This window comes from Burkholderia sp. B21-005 (assembly GCF_020843965.1).
Classification (GTDB): Bacteria; Pseudomonadota; Gammaproteobacteria; order Burkholderiales; family Burkholderiaceae; genus Burkholderia; species Burkholderia ambifaria.
This window is the reverse complement of sequence record NZ_CP086303.1, coordinates 284,846-299,324: the sequence shown is the minus strand read 5'-3', so window position 1 is coordinate 299,324 and position 14,479 is coordinate 284,846. Positions and strand designations below refer to the sequence as shown.

17 protein-coding genes are annotated in these 14,479 nt (G+C 66.4%); 12 read left to right on the top strand and 5 right to left on the bottom strand.

All coding sequences use genetic code 11. From position 1 onward, the window contains the following. Positions 1 to 120 precede the first annotated feature (120 nt). From LMA02_RS31875 to LMA02_RS31860, 4 genes are all read left to right on the top strand, one after another. Entirely contained in the window at positions 121 to 276 is a 156-nt protein-coding gene (locus LMA02_RS31875) for a hypothetical protein (protein WP_228910663.1), read from the top strand. A gap of 207 nt (positions 277 to 483) precedes the next feature. Continuing rightward, the gene (gene trpS / locus LMA02_RS31870; protein WP_228910662.1) at positions 484 to 1,497 is read left to right on the top strand and encodes a tryptophan--tRNA ligase; all 1,014 of its coding nucleotides are present in this window, start codon (positions 484 to 486) and stop codon (positions 1,495 to 1,497) included. A gap of 348 nt (positions 1,498 to 1,845) precedes the next feature. Beyond that, the gene (locus LMA02_RS31865) at positions 1,846 to 2,274 is read left to right on the top strand and encodes an STM2901 family protein (RefSeq protein ID WP_228910661.1); all 429 of its coding nucleotides are present in this window, start codon (positions 1,846 to 1,848) and stop codon (positions 2,272 to 2,274) included. Continuing rightward, positions 2,274 to 2,624 (top strand): DUF1493 family protein, encoded by a 351-nt coding sequence (locus LMA02_RS31860; RefSeq protein WP_138850560.1) that lies wholly within the window; start codon positions 2,274 to 2,276, stop codon positions 2,622 to 2,624. The genes LMA02_RS31865 and LMA02_RS31860 overlap by 1 nt, the downstream gene beginning before the upstream one ends. Before the next feature lie 289 nt (positions 2,625 to 2,913). On the opposite strand, the gene LMA02_RS31855 is transcribed toward LMA02_RS31860, so the two are convergent. The 4 genes from LMA02_RS31855 to LMA02_RS31840 all read right to left on the bottom strand — a co-directional run bounded on the left by LMA02_RS31855 (position 2,914) and on the right by LMA02_RS31840 (position 6,787). Then, positions 2,914 to 3,300: a VOC family protein gene (locus LMA02_RS31855; RefSeq protein WP_228910660.1), complete on the bottom strand. Its 387-nt coding sequence runs from the start codon at positions 3,298 to 3,300 to the stop codon at positions 2,914 to 2,916. 48 nt (positions 3,301 to 3,348) lie between these two features. Further along, positions 3,349 to 4,269, bottom strand: coding sequence for a bestrophin family protein (locus LMA02_RS31850; RefSeq protein WP_175723608.1), 921 nt, complete (start codon positions 4,267 to 4,269; stop codon positions 3,349 to 3,351). Between the two features lie 106 nt (positions 4,270 to 4,375). Then, positions 4,376 to 5,383: a cytochrome d ubiquinol oxidase subunit II gene (gene cydB / locus LMA02_RS31845; protein ID WP_228910659.1), complete on the bottom strand. Its 1,008-nt coding sequence runs from the start codon at positions 5,381 to 5,383 to the stop codon at positions 4,376 to 4,378. A 3-nt stretch (positions 5,384 to 5,386) separates the two neighbouring features. Next, on the bottom strand, positions 5,387 to 6,787 hold the full coding sequence (locus tag LMA02_RS31840) for a cytochrome ubiquinol oxidase subunit I (protein ID WP_105785309.1): 1,401 nt from the start codon (positions 6,785 to 6,787) through the stop codon (positions 5,387 to 5,389). Positions 6,788 to 7,203: 416 nt separating this feature from the next. Between LMA02_RS31840 and fdhD the strand changes: the two genes are divergently transcribed. The 5 genes from fdhD to moaD all read left to right on the top strand — a co-directional run bounded on the left by fdhD (position 7,204) and on the right by moaD (position 11,526). Next, complete coding sequence (gene fdhD / locus LMA02_RS31835) at positions 7,204 to 8,076, top strand: formate dehydrogenase accessory sulfurtransferase FdhD (protein ID WP_228910658.1); 873 nt, start codon at positions 7,204 to 7,206, stop codon at positions 8,074 to 8,076. Then, positions 8,073 to 9,287 (top strand): gephyrin-like molybdotransferase Glp, encoded by a 1,215-nt coding sequence (glp, locus tag LMA02_RS31830; RefSeq protein ID WP_228910657.1) that lies wholly within the window; start codon positions 8,073 to 8,075, stop codon positions 9,285 to 9,287. The genes fdhD and glp overlap by 4 nt, the downstream gene beginning before the upstream one ends. Before the next feature lie 190 nt (positions 9,288 to 9,477). Next, the gene (gene moaA / locus LMA02_RS31825) at positions 9,478 to 10,596 is read left to right on the top strand and encodes a GTP 3',8-cyclase MoaA (protein WP_228910656.1); all 1,119 of its coding nucleotides are present in this window, start codon (positions 9,478 to 9,480) and stop codon (positions 10,594 to 10,596) included. A 47-nt stretch (positions 10,597 to 10,643) separates the two neighbouring features. Next, the gene (locus LMA02_RS31820) at positions 10,644 to 11,207 is read left to right on the top strand and encodes a molybdenum cofactor biosynthesis protein MoaE (protein ID WP_228910655.1); all 564 of its coding nucleotides are present in this window, start codon (positions 10,644 to 10,646) and stop codon (positions 11,205 to 11,207) included. A gap of 61 nt (positions 11,208 to 11,268) precedes the next feature. Next, entirely contained in the window at positions 11,269 to 11,526 is a 258-nt protein-coding gene (gene moaD, locus LMA02_RS31815; protein WP_228910891.1) for a molybdopterin converting factor subunit 1, read from the top strand. A gap of 53 nt (positions 11,527 to 11,579) precedes the next feature. Here moaD and LMA02_RS31810 read toward each other — a convergent pair whose 3' ends face one another. Further along, positions 11,580 to 12,242, bottom strand: coding sequence for a glutathione S-transferase family protein (locus LMA02_RS31810; RefSeq protein WP_228910654.1), 663 nt, complete (start codon positions 12,240 to 12,242; stop codon positions 11,580 to 11,582). On the opposite strand from LMA02_RS31810, the gene LMA02_RS31805 reads away from it, so the two are divergent. From LMA02_RS31805 to LMA02_RS31795, 3 genes are all read left to right on the top strand, one after another. Further along, complete coding sequence (locus LMA02_RS31805; protein WP_228910653.1) at positions 12,232 to 12,720, top strand: hypothetical protein; 489 nt, start codon at positions 12,232 to 12,234, stop codon at positions 12,718 to 12,720. The two genes, LMA02_RS31810 and LMA02_RS31805, sit on opposite strands and share 11 nt — an antisense overlap. A gap of 76 nt (positions 12,721 to 12,796) precedes the next feature. Continuing rightward, positions 12,797 to 13,405 carry a glutathione S-transferase family protein gene (locus LMA02_RS31800; RefSeq protein ID WP_228910652.1) on the top strand — a complete coding sequence of 203 codons (609 nt, stop codon included), beginning with the start codon at positions 12,797 to 12,799 and terminating at the stop codon, positions 13,403 to 13,405. 152 nt (positions 13,406 to 13,557) lie between these two features. Next, complete coding sequence (locus LMA02_RS31795) at positions 13,558 to 14,439, top strand: NmrA family NAD(P)-binding protein (protein WP_228910651.1); 882 nt, start codon at positions 13,558 to 13,560, stop codon at positions 14,437 to 14,439. Positions 14,440 to 14,479: the final 40 nt, after the last annotated feature.

Genomic DNA, 14,479 nt, shown 5'->3' with positions numbered 1-14,479 from the left:
CGCCTCTCGCCGCGCCGAGCCTCCGGCCCGGCCCCTCGTTGAACCCCGTAGCATCTCGGCGCCGTCCTACCCGGCGCCGTTGCAGCAACCGTTGGAGTGGCGCATGTCGCGCCTGCAAGCATGAAGAAACTGAAGCAGCACATCGTGACCCTGAGCGGGAAAGACCGTACGCCGATGGTACGCGCAGGCGCGCTGCTGTTGATGGCCGCCCTGCTGTACCTGCTGTGGCCATCCGCCGAAACCGCCTACCTCGCGATGGAGTCGGTGATCCGCTGACGCACGGCCAACCGCGCCCCGCGCTATACTCGCGCCATGGAAATCAAACCTGCCTCGCCGAACGTGCATCGCTGGTGGCGCGCCTGACCCAGGCGGCCCGTTTCCTTTTGCATGTCCCGAACGTGATGCCGCCAGCCATGGCGGCATTGTCGTTTCTGCGCCTACGTCATGGCTGGTGGCTTCGATAACCCGGAGCCAACCCGTACCATGACGCACCCGACTCGACCGACCATCCTCACCGGCGACCGCACGACCGGCCCGCTGCATCTCGGCCACTACATCGGCTCGCTGCGCGCGCGCGTGCAGATGCAGCACGAGGCGACGCAGTTCCTGCTGCTCGCCGACACGCAGGCGTTGACCGACAACATGGGCCGCCGCCAGCGCGTCACCGAGAACGTGATCGAGGTCGCGCTGGACTACCTGGCCGTCGGCATCGACCCGGCGATCTCGACGATCGTCATCCAGTCGCAGGTGCCCGAGCTCGCCGAGCTGTCCCAATACCTGCTCAACCTCGTCACGGTCGCGCGCCTCGAGCGCAACCCGACCATCAAGGAAGAGATCCGTCTGCGCGGATTCGAGCGCGACATCCCGGCCGGCTTCCTGACCTATCCCGTCAGCCAGGCGGCCGACATCAGCGCGTTCAAGGCGACGCACGTGCCCGTCGGCGACGACCAGTTGCCGATGATCGAGCAAACCAACGAACTCGTGCGCCGCTTCAACGCGACGGTCGACAAGCCGGTGCTGGTCGAATGCGAGGCCGTGTTGTCGGCGGTCACGCGGCTGCCCGGCATCGACGGCAAGGCGAAGATGAGCAAGTCGCTCGGCAACGCGATCACGCTCGGCTCGACGCCCGACGAGATCACGCAGGCCGTCAAGGACATGTACACGGACCCGAACCACCTGCGCGTCAGCGATCCCGGTCAGGTCGAGGGCAACGTCGTGTTCACGTTCCTCGACGCATTCGAACCCGATGTGCCGAAGGTCGACGAACTGAAGGCGCACTATCGCCGCGGCGGCCTCGGCGACAGCGTCGTGAAGCGCGTGCTGAACGAGCGGCTGCAGGCGCTGATCGAGCCGATCCGTGCGCGCCGCCGCGAATTCGAGGCGGACAAGGCCGAGGTGATGGCGATCCTGAAGCGCGGCACGCTGCATGCGCGCGAGGTGGCCGGCGCGACGCTGGCGGAGGTGAAAGGCGCGATGGGGCTCACGTATTTCGATTGAGTGGTGCGGGCGGAGAGCATCGCCGTCGTGCGACATGCGCTTCCAAAACGAGCGCCGGCACGGGACGCGACCGGCGACAATCGGAAACATTTTGCGCTGTCCGTCCTTTCAACGAGAATGGCCGATTTCGCTGGCACCACAGTGCCGTTCGCCCGCCACCATGCAGCACGCGACAGCGATCCTGTCGCTCTCGGGCGGCTCGTGTCCCGGCGTCCACGCCACAGGGAGCGTTCCTGCGAAATTGACCCGCAAAGAGGACTTCATTAACTTGAGCGGCCATCGATAACGACGGCGAACGGAGGCGTACAGCACGTGCGATTCGCTTCGCCGGCATTCCGAGGGCGCCAAGTGAATACCTATCGCTACCAGGACCGGCACAACCTGAGTCCGATCGAACTGTTCTTCCTGATTGCCGTAGACGAAACCAGCAAACAAGCAGGCATAGACGACCTGGAAGCAATTATCCTGATTCTGTCTGGTCTACCGATTCTCCCCACCCGAGCCAAGCCGCTCGGCGCGACTCAAGGTACATCCGTTGCATCGGTCATGTCCCGGTCGATATTTCGGTATGAATTCAGGCGCAAGGTATTACCGACCGTCACATTGAAGAGCATCAAGCGATTGCGGGTAATTCTGACACACCGACTTGCAGTGTTTGTGGGACGGACAATACCCGGGGTCGGTTGGGTGTTGCTTGCCAAGGACGCCTTCCATATTGTCCGGAACACCGTTTACCAGTACAACCAGATCGCGAAACCGGAGGACAGGATTCTGTAATGGACGACCGCCACATTTGGGAAGCGCTGGAAGCATTCGTGCGCCAGGAAGCTGCGGTATCGAGCAAACGCCAGATTACCGCGGACACGTCGCTCACCGACGATCTCGGACAAACCGGAGACGACGCCGACATCTTCATGGAGCGATTCTTCGCCCGTTTCGAGGTTGAACGCGGCGACTACGATTTCGGGCGTTACTTCCTGATGGAAGGCGAGGGGTTCCTGTATCACGTGGTCCGCAAGTTCATCCTCAGGAAACCCCATACGTTCAAACGGGACGCATTGACCGTCGGCATGCTGTGCAAGGCGGTATCGCTAGGCGTGTGGGACTCGGCGGCGATCAAAAGCTGATCCGCCCGCACCGTCATCGACACATGCACGAGCGATCTCGATTCGTGCGCGCGCGTTGGTCCAATCCGCCGATGTCGCCCACCTACCCGCCCGCTATCGTTTCCGCGTCACCCACGCATTCTCACGCCATCATGACGCCACTGGAAACGATCGACCGGCGAGACTGGAACGAATTCGAGCGACTTTCACGGACAACCCGATGCTCGACTATGCGGCATTCGGCGGCCCCGTCGGCAACCGCCGGTCGCGGCGCTTTGAAAGACGCGTCGAACCGCGCGCCTTCCGCGTGTCACTTCATCTGCATGAGCTGAACGAGGTTCCCGCACGTATCGTCGAGCACCGCGACCCGCACGGGCCCCGCGTCCATCGGCGCCAGCGTGAAGCGCACGCCGAGCGCGTCGAGCCGCGCGAACTCCGCGTCGAGATCGTCGACCTGGAACGACGCCGCCGGAATGCCGTCCTCGTAAAGCGCCTGACGGTAAGGCGCGACCGCGCGATGATGGCTCGGCTCGAGCATCAGCTCGGTGCCGTCGGGCTGGTTCTTCGACACGACCGTAAGCCAGCGATACTCGCCCACCGGCACGTTGTTCTTCAGCCGGAAGCCGAGGGTGTCGGTGTAAAACGCGAGTGCCTTGTCCTGATCGTCGACAAAGATGCTCGTCACGTAAATACGCATGAGATGTTCTCCTGATCGTGCGTGCCGCCGCGCGCCGCGCGGTGGCGCTTACGTGATCTGGTACGTCGACGCCGGCACGAATTCCTCCGGCATCGCGCGATCGCCAAGCTCCAGCACCGACCGTTCGATCGTGCGCGCCATCGCGTCGAGCGCCAGCGCGTTCGGTGCGAGGCCGAACGGCTCGGCCACCTCGTTCGCGATCGCTTCGAGCGCGATCAGCGTGTACGAAATGAATACGCAGATCAGCGGCGTGAAGAACTCCGTCGAATCGACGAGACCGAACGGCAGCAGCACACAATAAGCATAGACGGTGCGGTGCAGCAGCACGCTGTACGAAAACGGAATCGGCGTGGTGAGGATCCGCTCGCAGCCGCCCACCGCCCTGCCCAGCTCGACCAGTTGCGCATCGAACATCCAGCACGTCGCGTCGTGGCCGGGCGCACGGCCCAGCGCCCGGACGATCCCGCCCCGCAGTTCATCGAGAATCGCGACAGGCTGGTAGCACTTGTGCGCGAACGCGGCGGCACGCTCGGCGCCGAGGATGCGTTGCAGGTCTTGCGTTGCATCGGTATGACGCAGCTGATGTTTCAGCGCATAGGTGAACGCGATCAGCAGATCGGCGAGCCGATTGCGCTCCGCGTCGCCGACGCTGTCGGGCAGGTAGCGGTGCAATTGCGACGTGACGGTGCGCGCCGCGATCAGCAGGTTGCCCCACAGAAGCCGCGCCTCCTTGAAGCGCTCGAAGCTCGCGTTGTTGCGAAATGCGAGGAAGATCGCGAGCGCGAGCCCGAACAGCGTGAACGGCGCGGTGTTCAGCGGAATCTTCTCGCCGAAGATGCGCCCGTTCGTGAAGACCGCCAGCGTGCTGACGATCGCCATGAACACAAGTTGCGGAATGATCGACTGCAGCACGGAGCCGTTCCATACGAACAGCATCCTGAGCCAGTTTTGTCGTGGTCTGACGATCATGGTGTGGTCTCGACTGCCAAGGAAATACGTAATGCCTGCGCCGGCGCCCGATGTGCGACGGCCCGCACGTGGCGGGCCGCTGTCGGAACGATACCGGGCGCACCGCTCAGTGATAGCCGATGTCGCCCTCGCGCACCTTGCCGCGGAACACGCGGTACTGCATCGCGTTGTACACGAGAATGACCGGCAGCACGATCACCGTGCCGACGAGCGCGAACAACTGGCTCGAATGGCTCGACGATGCCTCCCAGATCGTCAGCGACGGCGGCACGATGTTCGGCCAGATGCTGATCACGAGCCCGGTGTAGCCGAGGAACACGAGCGCGAGCGTCAGCAGGAACGGCGTCGCCTCATGCTGGCGCTTCACCGTGTGGAAGATGCCCCACACGCACGCGGCGACGAGGATCGGCACCGGCAGGAACCAGCCGAGGTTGCCGCTGCCGAACCAGCGGTGCGCGACCGCCGGCAGCCCGATCACGGTCCACAGGCTGACCACGCCCATCACGGCGAGCAGCACGCCCGCGAGCGGCTTCATCAGCACGCGCATCTTGCGCTGCAGTTCGCCGTCGACTTTCAGGATCAGCCAGCCGCAGCCGAGCGTCGCATACGTGACGAGCACGCCGATCCCGCACAGCAGGCTGAACGGCGACAGCCAGTCGAACGGCCCGCCCGCGAACTGGTGGTTCTCGATCTTGATGCCCTGCAGCAGCGAACCGAGCACGATCCCCTGGCAGAACGCCGCGAGCGCGGAGCCGCCGATGAACGCGAGATCCCACAGGTGTTGTGTGCGGGTAGCCTTCGCGCGCAGTTCGAACGCGGCGCCGCGAAAGATCAGCCCGACCAGCATCAGCACTAGCGGCAGGTAGTTCGCCGGCAACAGCGTCGAGTAGACGACCGGGAAGGCGCCGTACAGGCCCGCGCCGCCGAGCACGAGAAAGGTCTCGTTGCCGTCCCACACCGGCGCGACGGTGTCGAGCATCACCTGCCGCTCGGCCTTCGCGTCGAAGAACGGAAACAGCAGGCCGATGCCGAGGTCGAAGCCGTCCAGCATCACGTAGATGAACACGCCGAGGCCGATGATCGCGGCCCACACGACAGGAAGATCGATTTGCATGGCTTACTCCGCTTCGGTGACGTTCAGCGGCGTGGACAGCGCGCTCTTGCGCAGCCCCGGATGCCGGTGCAGCTCGATATACCCGGCGTGTGCGGCCGGCCCGCGCTTCATCAGGTTCAACATGTAATAGATACCCGTTCCGAACACCAGGAAATACACGACCACGAAGATCAGCAGCGACACGCCGACCTGCTGCGCGCTGAGCGGCGCGACCGAATCGATGGTGCGCAGCACGCCGTACACGGTCCACGGCTGCCGCCCGACCTCGGTCGTGATCCAGCCGGCCAGCAGCGCGACGATGCCCGACGGCCCCATGCACACGACGAACCACTGGAACCAGCGCGTTTCATACAGGCGCCCGCCCTTGCGCAGCAGCAAGCCGAGCACCGCGGTGAGCAGCATCAGCATCCCGAGGCCGGCCATGATCCGGAAGGTCCAGAACACGATTGGCGAATACGGACGGTCCTGCGGCGGGAATTCCTTCAGCCCGCGAATCTCGCCGTCCCAGCTGTGCGTGAGGATCAGGCTGCCGAGGTGCGGCACCTGGATCGCATAGCGCGTCGTTTCGGCCTGCATGTCGGGCAGTCCGACGAGGTTCAGCGCGGTGCCGCCCTTCTCCGTTTCCCACAGCCCCTCGATCGCCGCGATCTTCGCCGGCTGGTATTCGCGCGTGTTCAGCCCGTGCGCATCGCCGACCACGATCTGGATCGGCGCGAGCAGCAGCAGCATCCACAGCGCCATCGAGAAGCTGCGCTTCACCGGCTCGTCGCGACGCCCCTTGAGCAGGTGCCACGCGCCGCACGCGGCGACGATGAAGCCCGCGACGATGAACGCCGCGATCGTCATGTGCACGAGGCGATACGGGAACGACGGGTTGAAGATGATCTTGAACCAGTCGACCGGCACGACGAGGCCGTTCTCGATCTTGTAGCCCTGCGGCGTCTGCATGAAGCTGTTCGACGCGAGAATCCAGAACGTCGAGATCAGCGTGCCGACCGCGACCATCAGCGTCGCGAAGAAGTGCGCACGCGGGCTGACGCGCTGCCAGCCGAACAGCATCACGCCGAGGAAGCCGGCTTCGAGGAAGAAGGCCGTCAGGACTTCGTAAGTGAGCAGCGGGCCGGTGATGTTGCCCGCGACGCGCGAGAAGCCCGCCCAGTTCGTGCCGAACTCGTAGGCCATCACGACGCCGGAGACGACGCCCATCCCGAAGCCGATCGCGAAGATCTTCGACCAGAACTGGAACATCGATTTATAGGCGGCGTCGCCGGTGACGAGATAGCGCCATTCCAGCACCGCCAGAAAGCTCGCCATGCCGATGCTGATCGCCGGAAACACGATGTGGAACGACACCGTGAACGCGAATTGCAATCGTGCGAGATGGAACGCATCGAAGATTTCCATGACCGTAATTTGCTCGTGGTTGTGAGGACGTCAGCTCGAAGCAGGAAATCGCGCGACGGCTTCGCGACGGCACGCGCCAACCTGGACGGATCGCGGTGCACGGCAACGAAGCGTGAATGACGATATCGCGTTTTGGACGATACTCGCAATCGCGCGAACGTGCGCTGAAACTGTGCTTTCCCCCGGTCGGAAGATGTGTGTACGGAAAACCCGTTTCGGGCCCGGGAGGCCGTCAGCTGTACTGCTTTCCGCACCGCGACGCTGTGCATCCGCGACCCGGCCAAACGCCCGTACCATCGGCTGGAAGCCTGCCCGTGGCGAGCCGGCGCGACGCCGCGCACCGCCCTTCGCAGCATCCGTTTCCGTCGCCCGGCGCCCGCGCCGGCCGATTCCCGATTCCCCCTGGAGAAAACCGCATGGAGCCCAGCGACCGCCCCGACGATCCGGCCGGCAGCCGCGCGTGTCATGTGACGCGCCATCGTGCCGGCGACGCGCTGGGCGCCGTCGACCGCGTCGTCGACGAGACGCCGGTTGCCCTCGTGTTCAACGGCATCGCGCACACGGTGATGATGGCGACGCCGATCGACCTCGACGCGTTCGGCCTCGGCTTCGCGCTGAGCGAAGGGATCGTCGAGCGCGCGTCCGACGTCTTCGACATCGAAACCGAATGCCGGCCCGGCAGCGCCGAAGTGCGGCTCACCGTGTCGCAGCAGGCGTTCATGGCGCTGAAGGCGCACCGGCGCGCGCTGGCCGGCCGCACCGGCTGCGGCGTCTGCGGAATCGAAAGCATCGCGCAGCTCGACCTGCACCCGCCCCGCATCGCCGCTGCGGGTGCGGCGGCCGGCATCGGCGCCGACGCCGTCGCGCGCGCCGCCCGCGCGTTGCCGGCGCGGCAGCCGCTGATGCGCGCGACCGGCGGCATCCATGCGGCCGCCTGGTGCGAGCGCGACGGCACCGTGCTGGAAGTCTTCGAGGACGTCGGCCGCCACAATGCGCTCGACAAGCTGATCGGCCGCCTCGCGCGGCGCCGCGCCGACCTGCACGCCGGCTTCGTGTTCCTGTCGAGCCGCGCGAGCTACGAGCTCGTGCGCAAGGCGGCACGCGTCGGCATCCCGATGATCGCGACGATCTCCGCGCCGACGTCGCTCGCGATCGACGTCGCCCGCGAAGCCGGCGTGCGGCTGCTCGGCTTCTGCCGCAACGACGGCTTCGTCGAATACGTGTCGCCCGACGTGCTCCCGTTACCCGAACCCACGCGTGCGCAACCGCATGCGCTCACTGCTCGATGACACCCCTGACCGATTTCGATACCGCCCAACGGCATTTCGCCGGCGCGTTCGCACCGCCGCCTGCGGCCGTCTCCATTCCGGTCGCGCAAGCGGCCGGCCAGGTGCTCGCCACGCCGCTCGCCGCCGTGCTCGACCAGCCGCCCGCCGACCAGAGCGCGATGGACGGCTACGCGGTCCGGCACGCGGACCTCGCGCACGGCGAGCCGTTGCGCGTCGCGCAGCGCTGCTACGCGGGCGACGCGCCGTCGCCGCTGACCCCACGCACGGCCGCGCGGATCTTCACCGGCAGCCTGATTCCGGCCGGCGCCGACACCGTCGTGATGCAGGAGCACGCGCACGAGCAGGACGGCTGGGTCGCGTTCGACGCGCCGCAGCGCGCCGGATCGCATATCCGCCGCCGCGGCGAGGAAGTGCGCGCGGGCGACCTGCTGATGCCGGCCGGCGTGCGGCTAGCCGCGATGCACGTCGGCGTCGCCGCCGCGCAGGGTTGCGCGCACATCGATGTGCGGCCGCCGCTGCGGGTCGGCATCCTCACGACCGGCGACGAGCTCGTCCCGTGCGGCCAGCCGCGTGCGCCGCAGCAGATCTACAACAGCAACGCGCCGATGCTCGCCGCGCTGGTGGCGGGAACCGGTGCCATCGTCGCCGCGAGCGAGCATGCCGCCGACACCGCGGCCGCCGTCGATCAGGCGCTGCGCACGATGGCCGCGCGCTGCGATCTGGTCGTCTGCGTCGGCGGCGCATCGGTCGGCGACAAGGACCTGCTGCGCCCCGCGCTAACCGCGCTCGGCGCGTCGTTCGTGGTCTCCGGGGTGCGGATGAAACCCGGCAAGCCCGTCGCGCTCGCGCGGCTCGACGAACGGCCCGTCGTGCTGCTGCCCGGCAATCCGGGCGCCGCGATGACCGCGTTCGCGCTGTTCGTCGCGCCGCTGATCCGCCGCCTGCAGGGGCGCGACGACTGCGTGCCGGCCGTGCCGTCGCTGCCGATCGATATCGACGTCGAGCCGGATGCGCAGCGCGAACGCTTCGTGCGCGTGCGCCGCAGCATCGACGCCCACGGCGCACCCGTACTCGATACGCTGCGGCAGCAAGGCGCCGGCACGCTGCAATCGCTCGTGCAGGCGAGCGGGCTCGCACGGCTGCCGGCCGGTCGACGCATCGCACGCGGCGACGCGGTGCCGTACTACGATTTCGCGCATTGGCTCGCGTGAGCATGCGCATGCGCGCGATGCCCGCCTTTCGAGCATGCAGGATCGCGAACTGTATTCCTGCATTTCGGGCGGGATTGTGCCTCTGCCGGAAAAGTCCGGCGGACTATCCTCACGATGAGGCTCGTCACGACCTGTGCGCCGATACGTCGGCGCATACGCGGCCGCTCGGCGACGCCGTTCCGCTCACTTCATGCAGGCCGACGAACCGATCGTGAATGCCATCGTTTCCGCGCCGGCCGCCGCCGCCTCCGGCGGCGCATCGCCCGGCGCCTTCTCCCGCCCGCTCGACACGCTCGCGCGGCCGCTGCGCGATCTGCGGCTGTCCGTCATCGACCAGTGCAATTTCCGCTGCGGCTACTGCATGCCGCGCGACAGCTTCGGGCCCGACTATGCGTTCATGCCGTCATCCGAGCGGCTGTCGTTCGCGCAACTCGAGAAGATCGCCCGCGCGTTCATCTCGCTCGGCGTCGAAAAGATCCGACTCACCGGCGGCGAACCGCTGTTGCGCCGCAACCTCGAAGCGCTGATCGAACGGCTCGCGACCCTGACGACGGTCGACGGCAAGCCCCTCGAAATCGCGCTGACGACCAACGGTTCGCTGCTCGCCGCCAAGGCACGCTCGCTGCGCGATGCGGGCCTGTCGCGCGTGACGGTGAGCCTCGACGCGATCGACGATGCCGTGTTCCGCCGGATGAGCGATGCCGATGTGCCCGTCGCGCGCGTGCTGGCCGGCATCGAGGCCGCGCAGGCGGCCGGGCTCGCGCCCGTGAAGGTCAACGCGGTGATCGAGCGCGGCGCGAACGACGACCAGATCCTGCCGCTCGTGCGTCACTTCCGGCATAGCGGCGTGGCCGTGCGCTTCATCGAATACATGGACGTCGGCGGCGCGAGCGCGTGGTCCGGCGACAAGGTCGTGCCGGCCACGCGGATGCGCGAGTTGATCGAAGCAAGCTATCCGCTCGTGCTCGTCGGCGAACCGGGGCACGACGCCACCGCGATCCGCTGCCGGCACATCGACGGCGCGGGCGAAGTCGGCTTCATCGCGAGCGTGTCGCATCCGTTCTGCGGCACGTGCTCGCGCGCCCGCGTGTCGGCCGACGGCCAGCTCTATACGTGCCTGTTCGCCACGCAGGGCACCGACCTGCGGCCGTGGCTCGACGACAACGCATCGACCGGCCAGCTCGCCGACGCCGTGCGCGCGCGCTGGATGCAGCGCGACGACCGCTATTCCGAGCGGCGGGCGACGCGTGCGGCGCGGCCGTCGGGCAAGACCTATCCGACCGTGCGCATGTCGCTCGTCGGCGGCTGACGGCTGCCGCGCGAAGCGGCGCGCACCGCTTACAGGAGAACCCCGTCATGACGAGTTTCACCGAATCCCGTGGCGCGCCACCCGACGATCCGTCGCGTGACGGCAGCCATCCCGAGCCATCCGCCCTGTACAGCGAACCGCCGCCGGCGATTGCCGCCGGCTTCGAGGTGCGGGTGCAATACGCGGCGATCGACGCCGGCGCCGAGATCGCGCCGATCGTTCGCAATCCGAATGTCGGCGCGGTCGTGAATTTCCTCGGCGTCGTGCGCAACGAAGGCGACGTCGACGACGTGATCGCGCTCGAAGTCGAGCACTATCCGACGATGACCGAGCAGGCGCTCTGGAGCATCGTCGAGGAAGCCGGCGCGCGCTGGCAGCTCGAAGCGGTCAGGATCGTGCATCGCGTCGGGCGGATTCCGCTCGGCCAGCCGGTCGTGATCGTCGTGGTCGCCGCCGCGCATCGCGCATCGGCGTTCGATGCGTGCGAGTTCATCATGGACTTCGTGAAGACGCACGCGCCGTTCTGGAAGAAGGAGATCCGGCACGACGGCGTGTCCGGCTGGGTCGAGCCGAAGGCACATGACGACCAGGCGATGCGGCGATGGGGATGAACGTGCCGGTCATGCCTTTTCCGCTTCCGCCGCTTCCTCCGATTTCGCCCGGGACATCGCGATGAAACTGACGATCAAATACTTTGCGAGCATTCGCGAACAGCTGCACACCGACGAGGAAGTCGTCGAGATCGATGCAGATGAGGTCACTGTCGACGCGCTGCGCGGCACGCTCGCCGCACGCGACGCGCGTAGCGCAGAAGCGCTGCGAATGGATCGGCCGGTGCGGGCGGCCGTGAATCTCGAGATGGTGACGGGCGGGTTCGTCGTGCGCGAGGATAGCGAGGTGGCGTTCTTTCCGCCGGTGACGGGCGGGTGATCCGTTCGCATCTCGCGGCGAGCGGCGATCGCCGCGAGATGCGAAACCGATGGCTAGTCGAGCCCGCGAAGAAAGTCCGGAACCGGATGATCGATCGACGCGAGATAGCCCGCCATCGCGCCGGCCACTTTCCGCACGGCAGGACGCGCGGTCATTCGTTCACGCCACGCGAGCAGGTTCGGCGTCTCGGCCGTCATCGGCGCGCCCTTGCGCGCGCCGAACAACTGCGCCATGTAGAACGCGATGTCCGCGTAGGAATAGGTTTCCGCCAGATATTCCCGGTCTGCCAGCACGCCTTCCATGCGTCGATAGTATTGCCGCGCTGCGTCGCGCGCGGCCTGCGCGTCGGGATGCTCCGGCGTCGCTTCGAGGCCCATCAGCCGGACGACGTGCGGAAAATAGATCTCGTCGCTGCAGTGCTCGAGCTGACGCGCAACGGCGCGCGCCTTCGGCTGCGCCGGCCATAACGCGGGATCGGGCTTCACGTCCTCGAGATATTCGAAGATCTGCGTGGAATCGAAAATCTCCAGTTCGCCGTCGATCAGCACCGGCACCTGACGCTTCGGGTTGATGCGCAGGACGTCCGGATGCTTCGGGTCGTAGCCGCGCTGCTGGCTGAACGGCGCCAGCACGCGCTCGAAAGCGATGCCCTTCTCGTGCGCCGCGATCTCGACCTTCGCGCCGAACATGCTCAGCGGACCGGTGATGATTTTCATCTGTCGCTCCTCCATGGGTTTTCACGTCGTGACGTTCACGGTGACGCTTCCTGCGGGTCGGCGCCATTCATTCAGCGAGAGGCCGGCGCGCGCCGCTCAGACACTCGTCTCGGCGCGCCTGCCGAAGCGCCGTGCATATTCGGTGGGACTCACGCTCGCGGTGTCCGGCACAGTCACGCCGACGACGATTACGGGTTGCCGTCCAGGCTGCCGCTCTGGTCGAGCGGAACGTTATCACAACCTCCTCGTGCGCTACGCGGCGCCGGAACACGCGCCCAAGATGAGTGACGGCGAGTTGACCGAAAGCTGCGACCTGCCGATGATCTGGATGTATTCGCCGATGCTCGACCGCCTTCGCCAGACCGACGGCGGCTGGCGAATCGCGGAGCGCTACATCGGCGGCTCGACGACGAATCGTCGACTGACGCCTCAGGACACCTCCGCCGCGGCGATGCGGCCTTTCCTGCCCGTCGCATGAGGGCCCGCGCCGCTCGACATTCGCGCGATTCGCTCGGCGCCACGGCCTCCCGTGGACATCAACCAGAGACCCGCTCATGGCAATCCGTCTTTATGGAGCACGAACAGGCAACTGCCGCAGGGCCGCCATTGCGCTGGCGGAGGCCGGTATTCCGTATTCCGTGAGCCAGGTGGACCTGAAGGCGGGCGCGCACAAATCCGCCGCGTTTCGCGCGCTCAACCCGCGCGGTCTCGTGCCGGTCATGGTCGAGGACGGCAATGCAGGCGCCGACCTCGTCCTCACCCAGTCGAACGCGATCATGCTCCATGCGGCGAGCCGATCCCCCGAGCCCCTGGCGCCCGATCAAGGCCGGGAAGCTGCGTTGTTCCTCGATCGCTGGTTCTATTTCATCACCGAAGTGATCGCACCGAACGGCAGTGCTTTCGCGCTGGCGCAGCAAGGCGACGAACCGGGCGCCCGATGGCTGGCCGGGCGCTCGCTCGACGCGCTCGTTCACGCCGAGCGATTCCTGGCCGACAGCCCGTATCTCGCCGGCGATACGTTCACGCTCGTGGACATCGCCGCCTATACGAGCGCCTTCGCCATGACCCAGGACCTCGACTGGTCCGCCTTGCCCCTGCTCCATGCGTGGTACGCGCGGATCGGCGCGCGGCCCGGCGTCGTCCAGGGCATGGCGGCGTTCTAGCGGCATACCGCTCCGGGCTGCACAGCGGCCCGAAACGTTTCGACCATCGCCGTGCCGTTGCCGCCCCAAATTAAAGACTTGTACATGAGAGCATATGCTCCTATATTGACACATAGGAGCATATGCTCTTACTTTCCTGGAGGGATACAGTCATGAACGAAACATCGATTCTTGTCAGCGGCGCGACCGGCCGCACCGGCGGTGCCGCCATCGACGAACTGCTGCAGATGGGCAAGCGCGTGCGCGCCTACGTGCGGTCGGACGACGAGCGCGCCGCCGCGCTGCGCGCACGCGGCGTCGACATCGCCGTCGGCGATTTCACCGGCATCGATACGATCCGCGCCGCGATGGAAGGCGTGAGCGCCGCCTACTTCCTGCATCCGATCGCACCGGGCATCGTCGGGGCCGCGGCGTATTTCGCGCAGGCCGCGAAGGAAGCCGGCGTCGGCGCGATCGTCAACATGTCGCAAATTTCGGCGCGACGCGAATCGACGAGCCACGCGGCCCAGGACCACTGGGTTTCCGAACGCGTGTTCGACTGGTCGGGCGTACCGACGACGCACCTGCGCCCCACCTTCTTCGCGGACTGGCTCGTCTATCCGCACTTCGCGAAGGAAATCCGGGCCACGAAGAAGATCGAGTTTCCTTTCGAGGACGGCCGCCACGCGCCGATCAGCACGGACGATCAGGGTCGGGTCATCGCGCATCTGCTGGCGAAGCCGGCCGGCCACGGAGGCCAGACCTACACGCTGCATGGCCCGGTGGAACTGAATCACACGGAGATCGCGGCGCTGATGAGCGACGTGCTCGACATCAAGATCGAATATGCTCCGGCTTCGATCGAGGCGTTCAAGCAAAAGATGGAGCAACTGTACAAGTTCCCTCCGTTCCTCGTGCAGCACCTCGTGGAAGTCGCCCAGCATTATCGTGAGGGCATCTTCCAGGGTACCAACGATGTGGTCGAGAAAATCACGGGCACCCCGGCGCTGTCGGTGCCGGCCTTCATCGAGAAGTACCGCGGCGCTTTTGCGTGACATCGCGTGAATCCGGCAATTTGCCAACATCAAGGAGAAG